Source organism: Streptomyces sp. NPDC059092, assembly GCF_042756365.1.
Taxonomy (GTDB): Bacteria; Actinomycetota; Actinomycetes; order Streptomycetales; family Streptomycetaceae; genus Streptomyces.
Window position 1 is genome coordinate 26,911 of the sequence record NZ_JBHZEJ010000036.1, and the last position, 19,827, is coordinate 46,737.

Below are 19,827 nucleotides of genomic sequence, written 5' to 3' on the forward strand. Positions count from 1 at the left end.
GACCGGAGCCTGCCGTGGCGGCGCCGGTCACCGCACCGGACGCGACCCAGAAGTGGAGCCCCACCCATGAAGCTCGGCGTGCGCTGGACCCTGCACGGAGACGGGCGCACGCCCGCACCGGGCGCCGTCGTCCGCCCCGACGAGCGGCTGTCGTGGCCCCGTACGGCCGGACTCGGCGCCCAGCACGTGGTGGCGATGTTCGGCGCCTCGTTCGTCGCCCCGGTCCTGATGGGGCTGGACCCCAACCTCGCGATCATGATGTCCGGCATCGCGACGGTGATCTTCCTGCTGGCGACCCGCGGCCGGGTGCCGAGCTATCTGGGGTGTTCGCTCTCGTTCGTCGGTGTGGCCGCCGCCATCCGGGCCTCGGGCGGCGACAGTTCCACCGTCACCGGCGCGATCCTGGTCGTGGGCGCGGTGCTCCTGCTCGCCGGGCTCGCGGTACGGCGCTTCGGCGCCCGGGTCATCCACACCGCGATGCCGCCCGTGGTGACGGGCGCGGTCGTGATGCTGATCGGCTTCAACCTGGCACCGGTGACGGCCGCCACGTACTGGCCGCAGGACCAGTGGACCGCGCTGCTGGTGATGGTGGTCACCGGGCTCGCCGTGGTCTGTCTGCGCGGCTTCTGGTCCCGGATCGCGATCTTCCTCGGGCTGGTCTTCGGGTACGCGATCTCCTGGGTCTTCGACCGGGTCTTCGGCCGGATCCACTCCCCGGCGGGCGGCGCCGAGGCCGTCGACCACTGGCGGCTGAATCTGTCGGGTGTGGGCAAGGCCGCCTGGGTGGGGCTGCCGGACTTCCACGGGCCGAGCTTCGAGTGGTCGGCGATCCTGCTCGCGCTGCCGGTCGTGATCGCGCTGATCGCGGAGAACGCGGGCCATGTGAAGGCCGTCGGTGAGATGACCGGGGACCCGCTCGACGACGAGCTGGGCACGGCGATCGCGGCGGACGGCGCCGCCTCGATGCTCTCCACCGCCGTCGGTGGCCCGCCCAACACCACGTACTCCGAGAACATCGGCGTCATGGCCGCCACCCGCGTCTACTCCACCGCCGCGTACTGGGCCGCCGCCGGCTTCGCCCTGCTCTTCGGGCTCTGTCCCAAGTTCGGCGCGGTGGTGGCCGCGATCCCGGGCGGGGTGCTCGGCGGGATCACCGTCATCCTGTACGGCATGATCGGCCTGCTCGGCGCGCAGATCTGGACCAACGCCGGGGTGGATCTGCGTAATCCACTCAACCTGGTGCCGACGGCGGCGGGCATCATCATCGGGGTCGGCGGGGTGAGCCTGAAGTTCTCCGACTCCTTCGAGATCGGCGGGATCGCGCTCGGCACGATCGTCGTGATCACCGGCTACCACGTGCTGCGCGCCTTCGCCCCGGCGCATCTCAAGGGGCCTGAGGGGCCGGAGCGGCCCGGGGGTCCGCACGGGCCTGAGGGGCCCAAGAAACCCAAGAAACCCCAGGAACCCCAGGAACCCCAAGGGCCCGACGAGCCCGCTCAGCCCGTCGCCAGTTCGTAGGCGACGTCGGGGGCGAACGAACCCGCCGCCCCCGTGCAGCCGTCGGACTCCCCCGGCAGCCTCACCCAGAGGTACGCGTCGATCCGCGCCTCGCCCGTGTCGGTCGTCGGCGCCCGGCCCAGCGCCCGCCCCGCCGGGTCGCACCACTGCCCCGCGGCCGGCGCCCCGTTGCCGTTGCGGCTGGTGTCGATCACCGCGCCGAGCCGAGCGGGGCCGCCGAGCGCGGCCAGCACCCGCCGGGCGTACGCCGCCTCGTCGGCGGTGCGGTGGAAGTTGGCGACGTTGGTGAAGACACCGTCACCGCTGCTCGCGGCCCCGGCGGCGCGCAACAGGTCGGCCTGCCGCTCCGCCGGGTGCCACCCGGAGTGGCCCGCGTCGAAGTAGACCCGCGCCTTGGGGGAGGCCGCGTGGATCGTACGGGCCGCGCGGGCCAGCGACGCGTACCGGGCGGCGCGCGCCGCCGCGTCGAGGCAGTCGGAGAGCGCGACCGAGTCGGGTTCGAGGACGACGATCGACGCTCCCCCGCCGAGCCCGGCCGCGAACTCCCTGATCCAGCCGTCGTACGCGGCGAGGTCGGGCGCGCCGCCCTGCGAGGCGCCTCCGCAGTCCCGGTCGGGGATCGCGTACGGCACGAGGACGGGCACCCGGCCGGCCTCGGCGGCCCCGGCCGTCACCGCGCGCACCTCGCCCGTGACGGCGCCGGGGTTGTACGCGGCGAACCAGACCGCGGCGGGCCGCGCCGCGATCCGCGACTCGATCAGCGGACGCCGGGGGTCGTCGCGGTGCGCGGCGACCCAGTCGAGCACCTGGGACGCGGGGTGCCGGTGGAGCGTGGCGTTCACGGGCCCGGCGCGCTCCGGGGACCCGCTTCCCGGGACGGCGGCCGACGGGGTGGCCGGCGCGGCCGTACGGGAGGGACCCGGCGGCGCCGACAGCACCACGGACGGCGGTGAGGGCGAGGGCGAGGGTACGAGCGAGGTCGCGGCGGCCGGAGCGGGCACCGCGGGCAGCGGCACGAGCACCGGCGACCGCGTCGTCCCGGGTCTGGCCGTGTCCCGCCCGTCCCCTCCCGCGGTGGCGGTCAGTACGCCGGTGACGGTGGAGACGGCGACCACCGCCGAGGCCGCGACGGCCATGGCGTGATGCCGGACGGCACGCCGCCGTTCGACCCGTTCGCGCTGCGCCACGGAGCGCCGTACCCCTGTTCCCGCCACCGGACATCCCCCCTCGCACGGTGCCAGGCCGGGCGTGCGCCGGGCCTGGCGTGCGCGAGCCTATGCGGGTGGGCGGGGCGTACGGGTACGGATCAGCGGGGTCGCGGCCCCGACCAGGGGGCGCCGTACCGATGTACGCCCGCTTCGGTCGCCCGGGTCCAGCCGCGCTCGGCCCCGCTGCGCAGCGGAAGCTCCGCCCCGGCGCGGGCCACCGGTGGACACCTGTCGTACACCGGCGGCCGGAACTCGTACACCGGTGACCGGTCGGCCACGTGGTGCTCAGTCCTCCGGGAGTTCCACGGGCGCGAGGTCGTCGAACAGGTCGCCGGGCCCGGGGTTCGTCGGGTCCGTGGCGCCGCCGAAGTGACGCATCACGCCCCACACCGCGTTGAGCGCGGTCTGCACCGCGCCCTCCGCCCAGCCCGCCGTCCACGAGATGTCGTCCCCCGCCAGGAAGAGACCCCGCCGGTCCGCGGGCAGCCGGTCCTGCATGAAGTGGGTGAACAGGCGCCGCTGATAGCGGTAGTGGCCGGGCAGGTTGGCCTTGAACGCGCCCATGAACCAGGGCTCGTTCTCCCAGGACACGGTCACCGGGCCGCCGATGAGGTGCTTCCTGATGTCGACCTTCGGATAGATCTCGCCGAGCGAGGTCAGCATCACCTCCATCCGCTCCTGCGGCGACAGCGGCAGCCACTTGAGGCTGTCGTCGCACCAGGTGTACGAGAGACAGATGACGGCCGGCCGGCCGGGCCCGTCGTCCAGCAGATAGGTGCCCCGGGTCATCCGGTCGGTGAGCGTCATCGACATGGTGTCCCGCCCGGTCGGCTCCCCCCGGTCGTCCACCGCCTCGTCCAGCCAGAACGGCCGGTCGACCGGCACGAACAGCTTGGACGACTCCATGTAGTGCGTGCGCTCCATCGCCGTCCAGTGGTCGATCGGGAAGAGCGAGTCGTCACAGGCGATCTTGGAGAGCAGCAGCCAGGACTGGGCGGTGAAGACCGCGGCACGGTACGTACGGATGTGGCCCGAGGCGTCCGTCACCGTGACCCGGTTGCCCGCCGTACGGTGCAGCCGGGTCACGGCGGGGCGCGGCGCGCCGTCGTGCAGCGAGGCCAGTGACGTACCGGCGGGCCAGTGTGTGAGCTTGCCGGGCGCCCGCTCCCAGAGCCGCCGCGGGAGCTGCTGGCTGCCGCCGACGATGGAGCGGTGGTGGTCGTCGGCCTCGGTGTAGACGACGCGCAGGATCTCCAGGATGGAGTTCGGGAAATCGGTGTCCCAGCCGCCGGTGCCGAAGCCGACCTGGCCGAAGATCTCCCGGTGCCGGAAGGACGCGAAGGCCGGGGAGTCGCAGAGGAAGCCGTAGAAGGTCTGGTTGTCGAGCTTCTCGACCAGCTTCGCCCAGATCTCCCGGATCCGGGGTACGTCGCGCTCGCGCAGCGCCCGGTTCATGGCGGAGAAGTCGGCGCCCTCCTCCAGACACGTGTTCCAGGCGTCCATCACCTCGTGGAAGACGGGCGGCAGTTCGTCGACGGTCCGCGCGTAGTGGGAGGTGCCCTTGAGGTCGACCACGGTGGACGGGGTGCCGGGGGCCAGCGGGTTGGGGAAGGGCTTGGTCTCCAGACCCACCAGGTCGATGTAGTGGCGCAGCGCGGTGGAGGACGGCGGGAAGCGCATCGCGCCCATCTCGGCGGTCAGGGCGGGGTCGCAGCCGTCGAAGCCGACCGTGCGCAGCCGCCCGCCGATCCGGTCCGCCTCGTACACGACGGGCTTGAGCCCCATCTTCATCAGCTCGTACGCGGTGACGATGCCGGAGAGCCCGCCGCCGATGACGGCGACCTCGGCGCCGTGCTCGGTCGCGGGGATCTGGCCGAGCCCGGCGGGGTGGGCGAGGAAGTCGTCGTACGCGTAGGGGAAGTCGGGACCGGCCATGGTGATCGGCGGTTGCGCGTCGGTGTGCTGGACGGCGTTGGGCACCGTGGACGTCATGGGGTACGGACTCCTCGCGGGGGTGGCGGGACGGACGGGGGCTTCGGCGGGCTCGGGAAGCTCAGCCGAGCGAGGTGTAGAGGCCGGGGCGGCGGTCGCTCAGATACGGGTTGGCCGCGCGGGAGGCGGCGAGCAAGGCGCCGTCGACCTCGGCCAGGAGCAGTTCCTCGCCGCGCCCGGCGCGCGCCCGGACGGCTCCGTCGGGGCCCGCGAGACAGCTCAGCCCGACGAACTCGAACGAACCCTGCTCACCGGGCGTGCCTTCCTCGCCGGTCCGGTTCACGTACGCCACGTACATCTGGTTCTCGAAGGCCCGCACCGGCACCATCGATTCGGCGACGAACTGGAACGGGTGCATCTGGGCCGTGGGCACCAGCAGCAGGTCGGTGCCGGCGAGGGCGTGGGCGCGGACGTTCTCCGGGAACTCCACGTCGTAACAGATCATGATGCCGATCCGCAGTCCGGCCAGTTCGGCCTGGACGACGGGGCGCTCCCCCGGCGTGAACCAGGTGCGCTCGAAGCAGCCGAAGAGATGGGTCTTGCGGTAGTTCGCGAGGCGCGTGCCGTCGGGGCCGATCAACTGCGCGGAGTTGTAGATCGCGCCGCTCCCCGGCGCGGGGTCCCGCTCGGGGTAGCCGTAGAGCACCGCGAGCCCGTGGCGTACGGCGATCGCCGCGACCGCCGCGCTGCCCGGGCCTTCGGCGGTCTCGGCGAGCCGGGGGACGGCGTCGCCGATCGCGTATCCGGTCAGGAACATCTCGGGACAGACGAGCAGCCCGGCCCCGGACGCGGCGGCCCGGCCCGCGGCCTCGTCGAGCACGCGCAGACCGCCGTCGACGGAACCGGGCCTTCCCGAGCTCTGGAGCAGGGCTGTACGGAGCGGGGGCATGGCTGACCTCGGGCGGGGTGCGAAGGGGGTCCGGCGGGAGTCCGCCGGGACAGCTCGACGGTACGGTCCGGCCGAGGGGCGGGACAAGACGCGTCCGTTGCGCACGAACCATCGATTCGTTGCGTGATCGGCCGCCCCACCGGCGATTCGTTGTCCGCACGGCGTGAGGGGCCGTTCCGGCGTGGGGAGCCGGTGCTACGGCGGGCCTGCGGAGTGGCGTCGCAGCAGCGGGGACAGGACCAGCACCGACTTCGTGCGCTCCACGTACGGTTCGCCCGCGATCCGCTCCAGGACCTGCTCGAAGTGGCGCATGTCGGCGGCGAAGACCTGGACGACGGCGTCCGCCTCGCCGGTCACGGTGGAGGCCGCCACGACCTCGGGCAGCCGCTCCAGGCCCCGCCTGATGGCGTCGGGCGAGGTGTTGCGGCGGCAGTAGATCTCGATGAACCCCTCGGTCTCCCAGCCGAGCGTGGCGGGGTCGACCCGTACGGTGAAGCCGGTGATCGCGCCCGTGGCGCGCAGCCGGTCGACGCGCCGCTTCACGGCGGGCGCGGAGAGCCCGACGAGGGAGCCGATGTCGGCGTAGGAGCGGCGGGCGTCCTCGGCGAGGGCGTGGACGATGCGTTCGTCGAGTTCGTTCAGTCGCACTGCTGGTGGTTCATTTCTCTGTGCGCTGTGTGCGCTCTGTGCACTGTGTGCGCTCTGCGGGACCTGCTGGCTCTCGCGCTCCGTGCGGCGGATCCGTGCTCTCCCGTACCGAACGGTACGGGAGAGCCGGCCCGGTCAGCTCCAGCTGTTGTGGAGCGGCTTGCCCTCGGCGTATCCGGCGGCGCTCTGGACGCCGACGATCGCCTTCTCCGCGAACTCGGCCAGCGAGTTCGCGCCCGCGTAGGTGCACGAGGAGCGGACGCCCGCGATGATCGAGTCGATCAGGTCCTCGACGCCGGGGCGCTCCGGGTCCAGGAACATCCGCGAGGTGGAGATGCCCTCCTCGAAGAGCGCCTTGCGCGCCCGGTCGTACGCCGACTCCTCGCTCGTACGGTTGCGTACGGCGCGGGCGGAGGCCATGCCGAAGGACTCCTTGTAGAACCGTCCGTCGGGGGACTGCTGAAGGTCCCCGGGCGACTCGTACGTACCGGCGAACCAGGAGCCGATCATGACGTTCGACGCGCCGGCGGCCAGCGCCATGGCGACATCGCGCGGGTGCCTGACCCCGCCGTCGGCCCAGACGTGCTTCCCGGCCTTCCGCGCCTCGGCGGCGCACTCCAGCACGGCCGAGAACTGCGGCCGTCCCACGCCGGTCATCATGCGGGTGGTGCACATGGCGCCGGGTCCGACCCCGACCTTGACGATGTCCGCGCCGGCCTCGATCAGATCCCGTACGCCCTGCGCGGCGACCACGTTGCCCGCGACGACCGGGACCTTCGGGTCGAGCGCGCGGACCGCCTTGACGGCGGCGATCATCGACTCCTGGTGGCCGTGGGCGGTGTCGACGACCAGGGTGTCGACGCCCGCTTCGAGGAGCTGCGCCGCCTTGCCCGCGACATCGCCGTTGACGCCGACCGCGGCGGCGATCCGCAGCCGGCCCGCGGCGTCGGTGGCGGGCGTGTAGAGGGTCGCGCGCAGGGCGCCCTTACGGGTGAGGACCCCGGCGAGCCGGCCCTCGGCGTCGACGGCCGGGGCGAGCTTGCGGTTGGCGTTGTCGAGGGTGTGGAACGCCTCGCCCGGGTCGAGGCCGGCCGAGATCAGCACCAGGTCCTTCGACATGACCTCGGAGAGCTGGGTGAAGCGGTCGACGCCGGACAGGTCGTGGTCGGTGACGATGCCGACGGGCCTGCGGTCGCCGTCGACCACGACGCCCGCGCCGTGGGCCCGCTTGGGCAGCAGGGAGAGCGCGTCGCCGACGGTCTGGAACGGGGTGAGCACGATCGGGGTGTCGAGCACGAGATGGCGCGTCTTGACCCACGAGATGACGTCGGTGACGACCTCGATCGGGATGTCCTGCGGGATCACGACGAGTCCGCCGCGCCGGGCCACCGTCTCGGCCATCCGGCGGCCCGCGATCGCGGTCATGTTCGCGACGACGAGCGGGACGGTGGTGCCCGTACCGTCCGGCGAGGAGAGGTCCACGGCCTGGCGGGAGCCCACGGCCGAGCGGCTCGGCACCATGAAGACATCGTCGTACGTCAGGTCGTGCGTGGGCGTGACGTCATTGAGGAAACGCATACTGACTCTCTCACCTGCTGTTTCGCTTGAGGGGCGGGTGGGGAGTGAGCGACGGGCCCGGTCGGCCCCGGCTGCGGCTCCTACGCCATCATCACCGATACGGCAGCGGAATGGCGAACCTGGCGACCGGCTCTGTACGTTCCGCCAGGGGGCCGGTGGTGATCTTCGAAGCATCCTCCGAGACCCTCCGGGACCCCGCCCATCGGGACCTCGCCCTCGGACGGACCGGCGCCCCCGCCCTCGTCCGGGTCGGCTCAGTCCTCGTCCGGGTCCCGGTCGGCTCAGTACCCGTCCGGGTCCCGGTCGGCTCAGTCCTCGTCCGGGTCCCGGTCGGCTCAGTCCTCGTCCGGGTCCGCGCGCTCCAGCGCGGGATGCGGCGCGGGCGTGAACTCCGACAGCAGGAAGTCCGCAGCGGCGGTGTCCGTGACCAGGCTGGTGACCAGCCCCGAGCGGAGTACCGCCCCGATCGCCTCGGCCTTGCGCAGCCCGCCCGCGATCGCCACGACCTCCGGGATACGGCGCAGCCGGTCCGCCTCGACGGTGATGCAGCGCTCGCCCAGGTCCCGGCCGACTCTGCGGCCCTCCGCGTCGAAGAGGTGCGCGGACATCTCGGCGGCGACGCCGAGCGAGGCGTAGTGGGCGCGCTCCTCCTCGGTGATCATGTCGTGGACCGTGGAGATACCGGGCTCCCACGAGCCGATGGAGACGGCCGCGACGGTGACCTTGTCGAAGTACTCGAAGGCGCGCGCGATCCCGGTCTGGCTGCGCAGCGCGGCGGCGGTCGCCGGGTCGGGCAGCAGCATCGGGGCGTAGATGGGGTGCGCCTCGCCACCGGAGACCTGGGCGGCGCGCCGTACGGCCTCGACGGAGCCGCGCTCGGCGGTGCCCGCGTCGTACACACCGGTGAGCTGGACGACCGTGCAGGGCGGCAGCCGGTCGAGCGCCGCCGCCATGTGGATGGTGGAGCGCCCCCAGGCGAGGCCCAGGACGTCGCCCTCGACCACCAGTTCGCCGAGCAGATCGGCGGCGACCTCACCGAGGTTCTCCGGGTCGGGCGACTCGTCCTCGCCCTCCGCCGGGGACTCGACGACGACCGCGTGGCGCAGGCCGTAGCGGGCGCGCAGCGCGTCGGAGCGCTCCGCGTCGAGTTCGGCGGGCACGCGGATCTCGATCCGTACGAGGTCGCGCTCCAGCGCGGTCTCCAGGACCCGGGCCACCTTGAAGCGGCTGACGCCGAACTCCTCGGCGATCTGGATCTTGGACTTGCCCTCCAGGTAGAAGCGACGGGCCATGGCCGCCGCCTGCACCAGCTCCGCGGGTCCCATCCGCAGGGCTGGCCGACCCGCCGACATACCAGCCACCGCGATCTCCTCACCTTTGTTCACACTCTGGACTCGCTGTTCATCCTGTCAGATCCAGCGGTCCTTGATCGGCCCCGTAAGGCCCCGTTCACGTTCTTGTGGCTCAGTGGCCGCAGGCCCAGGAGGCCGCGGCGGTCGCCTCGGTCGCCTGGTTGCGCAGCATCCGTACCGCCGCCGCCGGATCGTCCGTGCCGTACACCGCGGACCCGGCGACGAAGACATCGGCACCGGCCTCGGCACAGCGCTCGATGGTGGTGGCGGAGACCCCGCCGTCGACCTGGAGCCACAGTTCGAGTCCGTGCTTGGAGATCAGCTCCCGGGTACGGCGGATCTTCGGCAGCATGATGTCCAGGAACGCCTGTCCGCCGAAGCCCGGCTCCACCGTCATGATCAGCAGCATGTCGAGTTCGGGGAGCAGGTCCTCGTACGGTTCGATCGGGGTCGCGGGCTTCAGCGCCATCGACGCCTTGGCCCCCTTGGCCCTGATCTCCCGCGCCAGCCGTACGGGGGCCGCCGCGGCCTCCACGTGGAAGGTCACGGAACCCGCGCCGGCCTCGACGTACCGCGGGGCCCAGCGGTCGGGCTCCTCGATCATGAGGTGGCAGTCCAGCGGCGTGTCCGTGGCCCGCGCGAGCGCTTCGACCACGGGCACACCCAGGGTCAGGTTGGGCACGAAGTGGTTGTCCATGACATCGACATGGAGCCAGTCGGCTCCGTCGACCGCTTTCGCCTCCTCGGCGAGGCGGGCGAAATCCGCGGACAGGATGCTGGGGTTGATCTGGGCCATGTGCCAAGCCTGCCATGCTCCGGGACACTTCCTGACCGCCCCGCGACCCCGGGTACGGGCCAATCCCGTACGGGAATGGGCACAGTCCGCGCAATCCTCGCGTTTCTGTGGACAGTTCCGGGTCCACGGAAAGACCGGTTTGACTGGCCGGGCGGTCAGGCGGTCAGTTGGGTCAGGCGGTCCGGCGCAGCAGCGCCAGATACATGGCGTCCGTGCCGTGCAGATGCGGCCAGAGCTGGACGTCGGGTCCGTCGCCCAGCGCGGGGACGCCCGGCATCAGGGGCCTGGCGTCGACCCACTCGGCCTCGACCGGTGCTCCGCCGCGGCCCTTCAGGACGTCCTCGACGACGACCCGGGTCTCCGCGAGGTGCGGGGAGCAGGTCGCGTATCCGACGATGCCGCCGACGCGTACGGCCTGGAACGCCTCGCGCAGCAGCCCGCGCTGGAGCGGCGCGAAGCCGTCCAGGTCGGCGGGGCGGCGCCGCCAGCGCGCCTCCGGCCTGCGGCGCAGCGCGCCCAGGCCCGTGCAGGGGACGTCGACCAGGACGCGGTCGAAGGACCCGGGGCGCCAGGGCGGGCGGGTGCCGTCGGCGGCGATGACCTGGTACGGGCCCGGATTCCCGGCGAGGGCGCGTTCGACGAGCCGGGCGCGGTGCGGCTGTTTCTCGGCGGCGAGCAGAAAGGCGCCGCGCCCGGCGGCGAGCGCGGCCATCAGCGCGGCCTTGCCGCCGGGGCCCGCGCAGCCGTCGAGCCAGCGGGCGTCGGCCCCCTCCAGCGGTGCGTTGGCCACGGCCAGGGCGACGAGCTGACTGCCCTCGTCCTGGACGCCGGCGCTGCCGTCCCGTACCGCCTCGACGGCGCCCGGTTCGCCGCCCTCGGCGAGCCGTACGGCATACGGCGACCAGCGTCCCGGGAGCACGGTGTCCGCGCCGAGGAGGTCGGTCAGTTCTTCGGTGGTGGAGCGTCCCGGCCGGGCGACGAGGGTCACCTCGGGCCGTTCGTTGTCGGCTTCGAGCAGGTCCTCGATCCCGGCGCGCCCGCCGCCCAGCGCGTCCCAGAGCGCCGAGACGATCCAGCGGGGGTGGGAGTGGACGACCGCGAGATGGTCCTCGGCGTCCTCGTCGTAGGGCGGGGCGACCCGCTCCAGCCAGGCGGCCAGGTCGTCCTTGGAGATCTTGCGCAGGACGGCGTTGACGAACTTGGCGCGCCCGTCGCCGAGCACCACCCGGGCCAGGTCCACGCTGGCCGAGACGGCGGCGTGGGTGGGGATCCGGGTCCCGAGGAGCTGGTGCGCGCCGAGCGCGAGCACATCGAGCACCGGCGGGTCGACCTCGCGCAGCGGCCGGTCGACGCACGCCGAGATGATCGCGTCGTACGTGCCCTGGCGGCGCAGCGTCCCGTACACCAGCTCGGTGGCGAGCGCCGCGTCCCGTGCCTCGAAGTCGCTGTTCTCGCGGGCCTTCTTGAGCAGCGGCGGCAGCACGAGGTTGGCGTAGGCGTCCCGCTCGTCGACGGCCCGGAGCACCTCGAAGGCGAGAAGCCGTACGGGGTCCTTCTTGGGGCGGCGGTACGGCTGGGAGGGGCGGCGGGGGGCCTGCTCGTTCAAAGGTGCTCCGCGGTGAGAAGAGTCGATCCCTCTCAGCCTACGTCGGCGGTTCCCAGACGTTCGCCCGGGGCGATCCGGACCCCGCGCGCCCAGTCGGCGGCGCGCATCGGCTTCTTGCCCTGCGGCTGGACCCAGAGGAGTTCGACGGCGTGCGAGCCGGTGCCGACGTGCACGGTGTTCTTGCCGACGGAGAGTTCCCCGGGCGCCGGTCCTGTGACGTCGGGCGTGGGGGTGGCCTGGACCAGCTTGAGCCGTTCGCCGCGGAAGAGGGTCCAGGCGCCGGGCGCGGGGGTGCAGGCGCGTACGACCCGGTCGACGCGGAGCGCCGGGTCCGCCCACTCCACCCGCGCGCCCTCGACGGTGATCTTGGGGGCGAGGGAGATGCCGTCGGCGGGCTGCGCCACGGGGACCAGGGAGCCGTCCTCGATGCCGTCCATGGTCGCGGAGAGCAGCCCGGCGCCGGCGAAAGCCAGCCGGGTCAGCAGGTCGCCGCTGGTGTCGGTGGGCCGCACATGCTCGGTGATCACGCCGTACACGGGCCCGGAGTCCAGCCCCTCCTCGATCTGGAAGGTGGCCGCTCCGGTCATCTCGTCGCCCGCCATGACGGCGTGCTGCACGGGCGCGGCGCCGCGCCACGCGGGCAGCAGCGAGAAGTGCAGGTTCACCCAGCCGTGGACGGGCACGCCGAGGGCGGTCTTCGGCAGGAGCGCGCCGTACGCGACGACCGGGCAGCAGTCGGGGCCGATCTCGCGCAGCCGGGCGAGGAAGTCCTCGTCGCGCGGCTTCGCGGGCTTGAGGACCTCGATGCCCGCTTCCTCGGCGCGCTGGGCGACGGGGCTGGCGACCAGTCTGCGGCCCCGCCCCGCGGGCGCGTCGGGCCTGGTCACGACGGCGACGACAGCGTGCCGCTCCGAGGCGATGAGTGCGTCCAGGGCGGGTACGGCGACCTCGGGGGTGCCGGCGAAGACGAGCTTCATCGGTGGCTGACTACCTCTCGGACTGGTGGTCGAACGGCGGGACGGGACCGGTCCGGCGGCCGGACACCCGGTCAGGCCGGGGCCTCGGCGGGCCGGTGGGGTGCGGGGGCGGTACACATCTTCGCGGGAACGTGAGCGGGTACGTGAGCGGCGCACCAGTCTAGAGGGGTGCGCCGCAGGGGGCGTACGACGGCCTGCGCGCCCCGCGCATATGCGTATACGCCTCCGTGGCGTGACCACATCGCCCGGTGAAGCGTTGTCAAGAGAGATTGACCAACGCGGGCCGCACCGGTGCGGCCCGGATCCTTTTCCACGCCGGTTCGAGAGGCTTGTTCATGGCCGACCACGCAACCCACGACGCACAAGCCCGGGCAAGTCTGCACCTGTTGGTGCGGGACATCGAGCGGGTCAGGCGGCAGGTGGACGCGTTGCGCACGCTCACCGCCCAGTTGGGCAATGTCTACCGCCCACGGCGCTCGGGGCCCTCCACGGGTTTCGTCGTCTACGGCCGGGCGCCCGCCCCGACCGTGCGCCTCGCGCAGGAGCTGAGGGACAGCGTCGAGACGCTGGTGACCGCGGCGGTGGACTTCGACCGCTCGCTGGGGTTCTCATGGGACGCGGTGGGTTCGGCGCTGGGGGTCACCAAGCAGGCGGTGCACCGGCGTTACGGTACGCGGCGGGCCGCGCAGCAGCCGGGCGCGGCCGAGGCGGACCGCGCGCAGGACGTCGGGGTCAACCGGTCCGCGCTGTCGGCCGTACCAGGCGCCGTACCCACGGTGCCGGCGGCCCGTGCGATGCCTCCGCAGCCGTCGGCGAGCGTCTCCTCGCTCCGCGAGGAGAGCCTTCCCAGGGCCTTCCCCGGCCCGCGCGGCGGCTGACCCCGCCCCCTCTCCCCCGCCCCCCTCTCTCTCCCGTCCAGCGCGCCGGAACCGGTCACCCGGCGACGGCGCGACGAGCCGGCCCGTACCGCACCCCCACGCGCCGCCCCGCGCGGCGCGGCAGGTACGGGCAGCAGAGCGCGGTGCGGCCGGCAGCCGCCCGGCCGCACCGCCGCGCACGCCCCTTCGCTCAGCCGAAGCCGGGCGGACCTTCGCTCGGCACACGCCGGACGGACTCTCGCTCACCCGATGTCGGGCGGATCGATCCTGATCCGTACGGGATCGCCGCCGCCCCGGGACGTCCGCGCCGCCTGCGCCGCTTTCAGCGCCCGGGCCAGCGCGGCGCCGCTGCCCGGCGGCACCCGCAGCAGAGCACGCTCCCAGCGCTCCCCCGGCGGCGGATCGCCCGGTCTGCGCGGCCGGGCCGGATCGGTCAGCGGCAGCGGTACGGGCCCCAGTACCTCGGCGTCACCCGGCAGTTCCGCCGAGGCCAGGAACGTCCCCACCGCCTCCGTGGGGCCGACCACCGCGGCCATCCGCGACACCGGCGGGAACCCCAGCTCGGCCCGCTCCGCCAGCTCGCGCCGCGCGTGCCCCACCGGGTCCCAGCGGACCAGCGCCTGCACCGGACGGAGCGTCGGCTCCGCGACCACGACCACCGTGCCGCCCTCGCCCTGCCCCCGGACCAGGGACGCCGCCTGCGTCCAGCGGCGCAGCGCCTCCTCGCCCGCCCGCAGATCGGGGCGGCCGAGCATCGCCCAGCCGTCGAGCAGCAGCGCCGCCGCGTAACCGCCCTCCGCGACCGGCTCGGCGCCCGGCGTGCTGACCACGAGCGCGGGGCGCCCCGGCACGGAATCGAGCACGTGGTCGCGTCCCGACGTACGGACCGGGACGGCCGGGAACGCCCGGCCCAGCTCCTCCGCCGTACGCCGCGCCCCCACGATCTGCGCGCGCAGCCGGGGGCTTCCGCAGGCCGCGCAGTGCCAGCCGGGCTCCTCGCGCCCGCACCAGCCGCAGTGCAGCTCCCGCTCGCGCGGGGCCTCCAGCGGCCCCGCGCAGTGCCGACACCGGGCCGGTGTACGGCACAGCTCGCAGGCCAGCCGGGGCGCATAGCCGCGCCGGGGCACCTGCACCAGCACCGGGCCGCTCTTCAGCCCCTCCCTGACGGCCTGCCAGGCGAGGCTGGGCAGCCGGGCCGTCCTCGCCGCCTCGTCGCGCGCCAGCTCGCCGTCTCCGATCGTGCGCACCAGAGGGGCGGCGTGACGCACCTGCTCCCGCTCGGCCGCCAGCGGCAGCGCCCAGCCCGTGCCGACGAGTTGGGCCGCCTCGACCGTGCACGCCGTACTGCCCAGCAGAAAGCCGCACTTGTCGTGCGCGGCGCGCAGCAGCAGCACCTCGCGGGCGTGCGGCTGGGGGGCGTGCTGCTCACTGTGGCTGGAGTCACCGTCGTCCCAGATGGCGACCAGTCCCAGGTCACGGACGGGCGCGAACATGGCCGCGCGCGTCCCGACGACCGCCCGTACCGCGCCGCGCCGTACCGCCAGCCACTCCCGGTAGCGCTTCTCGGGCCCCGCCTCCGCCGTGAGGAGCGCGTGCCGCCCCTCGCCCAGCAGCGCGGTGAGCGCCGCGTCGACCCGCCCGGCGACCCGCCCGTCCGGTACGACGACGAGCGCGCCACGCCCGGAGGCGAGCGTCGCGGCGACGGCCCGCGCCAGCTCCTCCGCCCAGCGCGGCCCGGGCAGCGCGGTCCACACGGCGCGCGGCGCACCGCCCCCGGCGAGCGCGCCGAGGAACGCGGGCCCGTTCACATACCGCTCCCAGCTCCCCGGCTCCGGCGCGGCGGGCGGCGGCGGCGGCTCGGGCGACGGCTTCGCCTCCGCCCGCGCGTTCCGCGGCGGCACGGCGAGCTGCAGCACGTCGGCGAGGCTCCCCGCGTACCGGTCGGCGACGGCCCTGGCCAGCCCCAGCAGCTCGGCGCTGAGCACGGGCTCGGTGGACACGACACCCGCCAGCGCGGCGAGCGGTCCCGCGTAGTCCGACTCGGCGCGCCGCTCGACCACGAACCCGTCGATCAGCCGCCCGCCCTCACGTCGCCCGCCCCGCACCTGATGCGCCCCGGCCCCGAACCGCACCCGTACCCGCACCCCGGGCTGCGCGGCCTCGTCCAGCTCCTCGGGCACGGCGTAGTCGAAGAACTGGTCGAGATGGAGCACCCCCTTGTTCACCACCACCCGCGCCACCGGCAACCCCCCGGCCAGCGCGGCCCCCCGCCACGTCCGCGGCTTGGCCCGCGGCACCTTCGCCTTCCGCACACTCTCCCGAATGAGCGCAAGCTGCTCGGGCCCACCACCGGCGGGATCGTCGGGCCGCTCGTCGTCGCTGCTCACAGCTTCATACCTACCAGACGCCACTGACAGCTCCGCACCCGCGGAGATCCGTCCGCCGTGCCCACCGCCACCCGCCGCGCCCACCGACAGTGAGGCCCCGGACACCGCGTCAACGGTGTCCGGGGCCTCACTCAGGAATGCGGCAGGCGGCTCAGACGCCCGCGGCCTCGCGCAGCGCGTCCACGCGGTCCGTGCGCTCCCAGGTGAATTCCGGCAGCTCGCGGCCGAAGTGGCCGTACGCCGCCGTCTGGGCGTAGATCGGGCGCAGCAGGTCGAGGTCGCGGATGATCGCGGCCGGGCGGAGGTCGAAGACCTGGCCAATGGCCTGCTCGATCTTCTCGGGTTCGACCGTGGCCGTGCCGAAGGTCTCGACGAAGAGGCCGACCGGCTCGGCCTTGCCGATCGCGTACGCGACCTGGACCTCGCAGCGTGCGGCGAGGCCGGCCGCCACGACGTTCTTGGCGACCCAGCGCATCGCGTACGCGGCGGAGCGGTCGACCTTCGACGGGTCCTTGCCGGAGAAGGCGCCGCCGCCGTGGCGGGCCATGCCGCCGTACGTGTCGATGATGATCTTGCGGCCGGTGAGGCCGGCGTCGCCCATCGGGCCGCCGATCTCGAAGCGTCCGGTCGGGTTGACCAGGAGGCGGTAGCCGTCGGTGTCGAGCTTGATGCCGTCGTCGACCAGACCCTTGAGCACGTGCTCGACGACGAACTCGCGGACGTCGGGGGCGAGCAGCGAGTCCAGGTCGATGTCGGAGGCGTGCTGCGAGGAGACGACGACCGTGTCGAGGCGTACGGCCTTGTCGCCGTCGTACTCGATGGTCACCTGGGTCTTGCCGTCGGGGCGCAGGTACGGGATGGTCCCGTTCTTGCGGACCTCGGAGAGGCGGCGCGAGAGCCGGTGCGCGAGGTGGATCGGGAGCGGCATCAGCTCGGGGGTCTCGTCGCAGGCGTAGCCGAACATCAGGCCCTGGTCGCCGGCGCCCTGCTTGTCCAGCTCGTCCTCATCGCCCTCGACCCGCTTCTCGTACGCCGTGTCGACGCCCTGTGCGATGTCGGGAGACTGCGCGCCGATGGACACCGAGACGCCGCAGGAGGCGCCGTCGAAGCCCTTCTTCGACGAGTCGTAGCCGATCTCCAGGATCTTGTTCCGCACGAGCTGGGCGATCGGCGCGTAGGCCTTGGTGGTCACCTCGCCGGCGACATGCACCAGACCGGTGGTGATCAAGGTCTCCACGGCGACCCGGGAGGACGGGTCCTCCTGGAGGAGCGCGTCAAGAATGGTGTCGCTGATCTGGTCAGCGATCTTGTCGGGGTGACCTTCGGTCACTGACTCCGAGGTGAAGAGACGGCGGGACACATCGCTCCCTGAGGTTGCAGCGGCTGCTGGCTGATCATTGGCGGATCGCACGGGGCGCTGCACGCCCCGCGACGTTCCTCGACCACTTTATCGGTCGAATCGGGCCACGGGGGCAAGTGTCTCGATCTGTGGGAGCCCCCGGGCTCGCGGTGTCGCATTATGCGCCACCGTGATCGCCCCTGGCCAGAGCCCTGAGAGAGATGCGACGAAGGGCACAGAAACGGCATAGGGGAGAAAAGTGGGCGCAATGAAGAATTCATACGGCCGGAGGTCCGGCGAAGCCCGCGGCCCCCACCGTCGTCATCCGGACACCACCCGGGGCGCCACCAGATCCCAGACCACGTCCGCCAGGGCTTCTTTCGGGCCGTACGGTACGGGCGTCTCGGTGCCGTCCGCCGCGAGGACGACCGCCTCGTTCTCCTCCGTCCCGAACACCTTGTGCTCCCCGACCTCGTTGACGACGAGGAGGTCGCACCCCTTGCGCCGCAGCTTGCGCCGGCCGTTCTCCAGGACGTCGTCCGTCTCCGCCGCGAAGCCGACGACCACCTGTCCGGGGCGGGCGCGCGTGGCGGCCAGCTCGGCGAGGATGTCCGGGTTGCGGACGAGGGCGACCGGCGCGGGCTCCTCGCCGTCCTTCTTCTTGATCTTGCCCTCGGCCTGGACGGCGGGGCGGAAATCGGCCACGGCCGCCGCCATGACCACCGCGTCGGCCTCGGCGGCGGCCTTCAGCACGGCCTCGCGGAGCTGGAGCGCCGTACCGACGTGGACCATGTCGACGCCCGCCGGGTCCGGCAGCCCCGTGTTCGCCTCGACGAGCGTGACCCTGGCGCCCCTGGCCACGGCCGTACGGGCCAGGGCGTACCCCTGCTTGCCCGAGGAGCGGTTGCCCAGGTAGCGGACCGGGTCGAGCGGTTCACGCGTCCCCCCGGCGCTGATCAGCACATGGTGTCCCGCCAGGTCGGGCGCGGGCACGCCACGGGCCAGGATCCGGCGGCACAGCTCGAAGATCTCGCCCGGGTCCGGCAGCCGCCCCTTGCCGGTGTCGACGCCGGTGAGGCGGCCCACGGCGGGTTCGACGACGACGGCGCCCCTGGCCCGCAGGGTCGCCACGTTCTCCTGGGTGGCGGGGTGCTCCCACATCTCGGTGTGCATGGCGGGCGCGAAGACGACCGGACAGCGGGCCGTGAGGAGCGTGTTGGTCAGCAGGTCGTCCGCGAGGCCGTGCGCCGCCTTGGCGAGCAGGTCGGCGGTGGCCGGGGCGACGACGACCAGGTCGGCGCTCTGGCCGATCCGTACGTGGGGCACCTCGTGGACGTCGGACCAGACCTCGGTGGAGACGGGATGGCCCGAGAGCGCCGACCAGGTCGCCGCCCCGACGAAGTGGAGCGCGGATCCGGTCGGTACGACCCGTACGTCGTGGCCCGATTCGGTCAGCCCGCGCAACAGCTCGCACGCCTTGTACGCGGCGATCCCCCCGGCGACCCCCAGAACGACCTTCGGCTTCTCCACCGTGTCTCTCCCCTCCGCTGTCCACAGCCCGGCCGTAAGTGACCGAGCCGAATGCCCCGCACGATCGTGACAGCTCCCATGACACACCACAGGCCCGGCAGTCGCGCTGCCGGGCCTGTGGTGAGAAAGCGTGTGCCGTGGGGCGCCTACTGGGCCGGGCCCTCGATGGCCTCGGAGGTCAGCAGACCCGCGTTGATCTCGCGCAGGGCGATCGAGAGCGGCTTCTCGTGGACGTGGGTGTCCACCAGCGGACCGACGTACTCCAGCAGGCCCTCACCGAGCTGCGAGTAGTACGCGTTGATCTGGCGCGCGCGCTTGGCCGCGTAGATCACGAGGCTGTACTTCGAGTCCGTGGCCTCGAGCAGCTCATCGATCGGCGGGTTGATGATGCCCTCGGGCGTGGTGATGGAAGAGGACACTCTCTTGCCTTCCGAAGAAAATTCAGGGAAAAACAGGGGTTCGTGTGCTGTCACACCCCATGGACCGGGGATTTCTCGTGGTCCGGCGAATATTCGCCGCCCCGGCGTACCGGGCGGTCCACGAGGAAAGCACACAAAAGATCATGCAACTGCCATCAAGGCTAGCAGCTCGCGTGCGACGTCCTCGACCGAGGTGTTGACCAGGGTCGTGTCGAACTCCGCCTCGGCGGCCAGTTCCACCCTCGCGGCGGCCAGCCTGCGCTCGATCACCTCGGCCGACTCCGTGCCCCGACCGGTGAGCCGGCGCACCAGCTCGTCCCAGCTCGGCGGGGCCAGGAAGACCAGCCGGGAGTCCGGCAACGACTCCTTGACCTGCCGGGCGCCCTGGAGGTCGATCTCCAGGAGTACGGGCTCACCCGCGGCCAGCCGGTCCAGGACCGCCTGCCGGGGGGTCCCGTACCGGTTGCCCGCGAACTCCGCCCATTCCAGCAGTTCGCCGTTGGCCACCGACTTGTCGAACTCGTCGTCGGTGACGAAGAAGTACTGGACCCCGTGGCGCTCACCGGGGCGCGGCTTTCTCGTGGTGGCCGACACCGAGAGCCATACCTCGGGGTGGACCTTGCGCATATGGGCGACGACCGTGCTCTTGCCGACCCCGGAGGGGCCGGAGAGCACGGTCAGCCGCGGTCGTACGTCTGCTGCCATGCGGC

General features: G+C 73.0%; 16 protein-coding genes. 2 read left to right on the top strand and 14 right to left on the bottom strand.

Annotated features, from left to right (window positions below; genetic code table 11):
• Positions 1–66 precede the first annotated feature (66 nt).
• On the top strand, positions 67–1,518 hold the full coding sequence (locus ACFXPL_RS21325) for a uracil-xanthine permease family protein (RefSeq protein ID WP_384921645.1): 1,452 nt from the start codon (positions 67–69) through the stop codon (positions 1,516–1,518).
• Here the strand turns inward: ACFXPL_RS21325 and ACFXPL_RS21330 are convergent.
• The 9 genes from ACFXPL_RS21330 to fmt all read right to left on the bottom strand — a co-directional run bounded on the left by ACFXPL_RS21330 (position 1,497) and on the right by fmt (position 12,564).
• On the bottom strand, positions 1,497–2,732 hold the full coding sequence (locus ACFXPL_RS21330) for a glycoside hydrolase family 6 protein (protein WP_384921648.1): 1,236 nt from the start codon (positions 2,730–2,732) through the stop codon (positions 1,497–1,499). The genes ACFXPL_RS21325 and ACFXPL_RS21330 overlap by 22 nt on opposite strands.
• Positions 2,733–3,011: 279 nt before the next feature.
• On the bottom strand, positions 3,012–4,718 hold the full coding sequence (locus tag ACFXPL_RS21335; RefSeq protein WP_384921651.1) for a flavin monoamine oxidase family protein: 1,707 nt from the start codon (positions 4,716–4,718) through the stop codon (positions 3,012–3,014).
• A 61-nt stretch (positions 4,719–4,779) separates the two neighbouring features.
• Positions 4,780–5,607, bottom strand: a complete 828-nt coding sequence (locus ACFXPL_RS21340; protein ID WP_384921654.1) for a carbon-nitrogen hydrolase family protein — start codon at positions 5,605–5,607, stop codon at positions 4,780–4,782.
• Between the two features lie 195 nt (positions 5,608–5,802).
• Entirely contained in the window at positions 5,803–6,255 is a 453-nt protein-coding gene (locus ACFXPL_RS21345) for an Lrp/AsnC family transcriptional regulator (RefSeq protein ID WP_384921657.1), read from the bottom strand.
• Positions 6,256–6,390: 135 nt separating this feature from the next.
• Positions 6,391–7,833 (bottom strand): GuaB1 family IMP dehydrogenase-related protein, encoded by a 1,443-nt coding sequence (locus ACFXPL_RS21350; protein WP_384921660.1) that lies wholly within the window; start codon positions 7,831–7,833, stop codon positions 6,391–6,393.
• A gap of 335 nt (positions 7,834–8,168) precedes the next feature.
• Positions 8,169–9,218: a sugar-binding transcriptional regulator gene (locus ACFXPL_RS21355; RefSeq protein WP_384921663.1), complete on the bottom strand. Its 1,050-nt coding sequence runs from the start codon at positions 9,216–9,218 to the stop codon at positions 8,169–8,171.
• A gap of 79 nt (positions 9,219–9,297) precedes the next feature.
• A complete protein-coding gene (rpe, locus tag ACFXPL_RS21360; protein WP_384921666.1) occupies positions 9,298–9,981 on the bottom strand; it encodes a ribulose-phosphate 3-epimerase in 684 nt (227 codons plus the stop codon).
• Between the two features lie 172 nt (positions 9,982–10,153).
• Positions 10,154–11,587 carry an RsmB/NOP family class I SAM-dependent RNA methyltransferase gene (locus ACFXPL_RS21365; RefSeq protein WP_384921669.1) on the bottom strand — a complete coding sequence of 478 codons (1,434 nt, stop codon included), beginning with the start codon at positions 11,585–11,587 and terminating at the stop codon, positions 10,154–10,156.
• Between the two features lie 32 nt (positions 11,588–11,619).
• Positions 11,620–12,564: a methionyl-tRNA formyltransferase gene (fmt, locus tag ACFXPL_RS21370; RefSeq protein WP_384921671.1), complete on the bottom strand. Its 945-nt coding sequence runs from the start codon at positions 12,562–12,564 to the stop codon at positions 11,620–11,622.
• A 335-nt stretch (positions 12,565–12,899) separates the two neighbouring features.
• On the opposite strand from fmt, the gene ACFXPL_RS21375 reads away from it, so the two are divergent.
• Positions 12,900–13,442: a hypothetical protein gene (locus ACFXPL_RS21375; protein ID WP_384921674.1), complete on the top strand. Its 543-nt coding sequence runs from the start codon at positions 12,900–12,902 to the stop codon at positions 13,440–13,442.
• Between the two features lie 242 nt (positions 13,443–13,684).
• Here ACFXPL_RS21375 and ACFXPL_RS21380 read toward each other — a convergent pair whose 3' ends face one another.
• From ACFXPL_RS21380 to gmk, 5 genes are all read right to left on the bottom strand, one after another.
• Positions 13,685–15,829 carry a primosomal protein N' gene (locus tag ACFXPL_RS21380; RefSeq protein WP_384921676.1) on the bottom strand — a complete coding sequence of 715 codons (2,145 nt, stop codon included), beginning with the start codon at positions 15,827–15,829 and terminating at the stop codon, positions 13,685–13,687.
• A 151-nt stretch (positions 15,830–15,980) separates the two neighbouring features.
• Entirely contained in the window at positions 15,981–17,189 is a 1,209-nt protein-coding gene (metK, locus tag ACFXPL_RS21385; protein WP_384921679.1) for a methionine adenosyltransferase, read from the bottom strand.
• A gap of 300 nt (positions 17,190–17,489) precedes the next feature.
• Positions 17,490–18,698, bottom strand: coding sequence for a bifunctional phosphopantothenoylcysteine decarboxylase/phosphopantothenate--cysteine ligase CoaBC (coaBC, locus tag ACFXPL_RS21390; RefSeq protein WP_384921682.1), 1,209 nt, complete (start codon positions 18,696–18,698; stop codon positions 17,490–17,492).
• Between the two features lie 146 nt (positions 18,699–18,844).
• A complete protein-coding gene (gene rpoZ, locus ACFXPL_RS21395) occupies positions 18,845–19,117 on the bottom strand; it encodes a DNA-directed RNA polymerase subunit omega (RefSeq protein WP_003970369.1) in 273 nt (90 codons plus the stop codon).
• Between the two features lie 141 nt (positions 19,118–19,258).
• Positions 19,259–19,822: a guanylate kinase gene (gene gmk / locus ACFXPL_RS21400; protein WP_384921685.1), complete on the bottom strand. Its 564-nt coding sequence runs from the start codon at positions 19,820–19,822 to the stop codon at positions 19,259–19,261.
• Positions 19,823–19,827 lie beyond the last annotated feature (5 nt).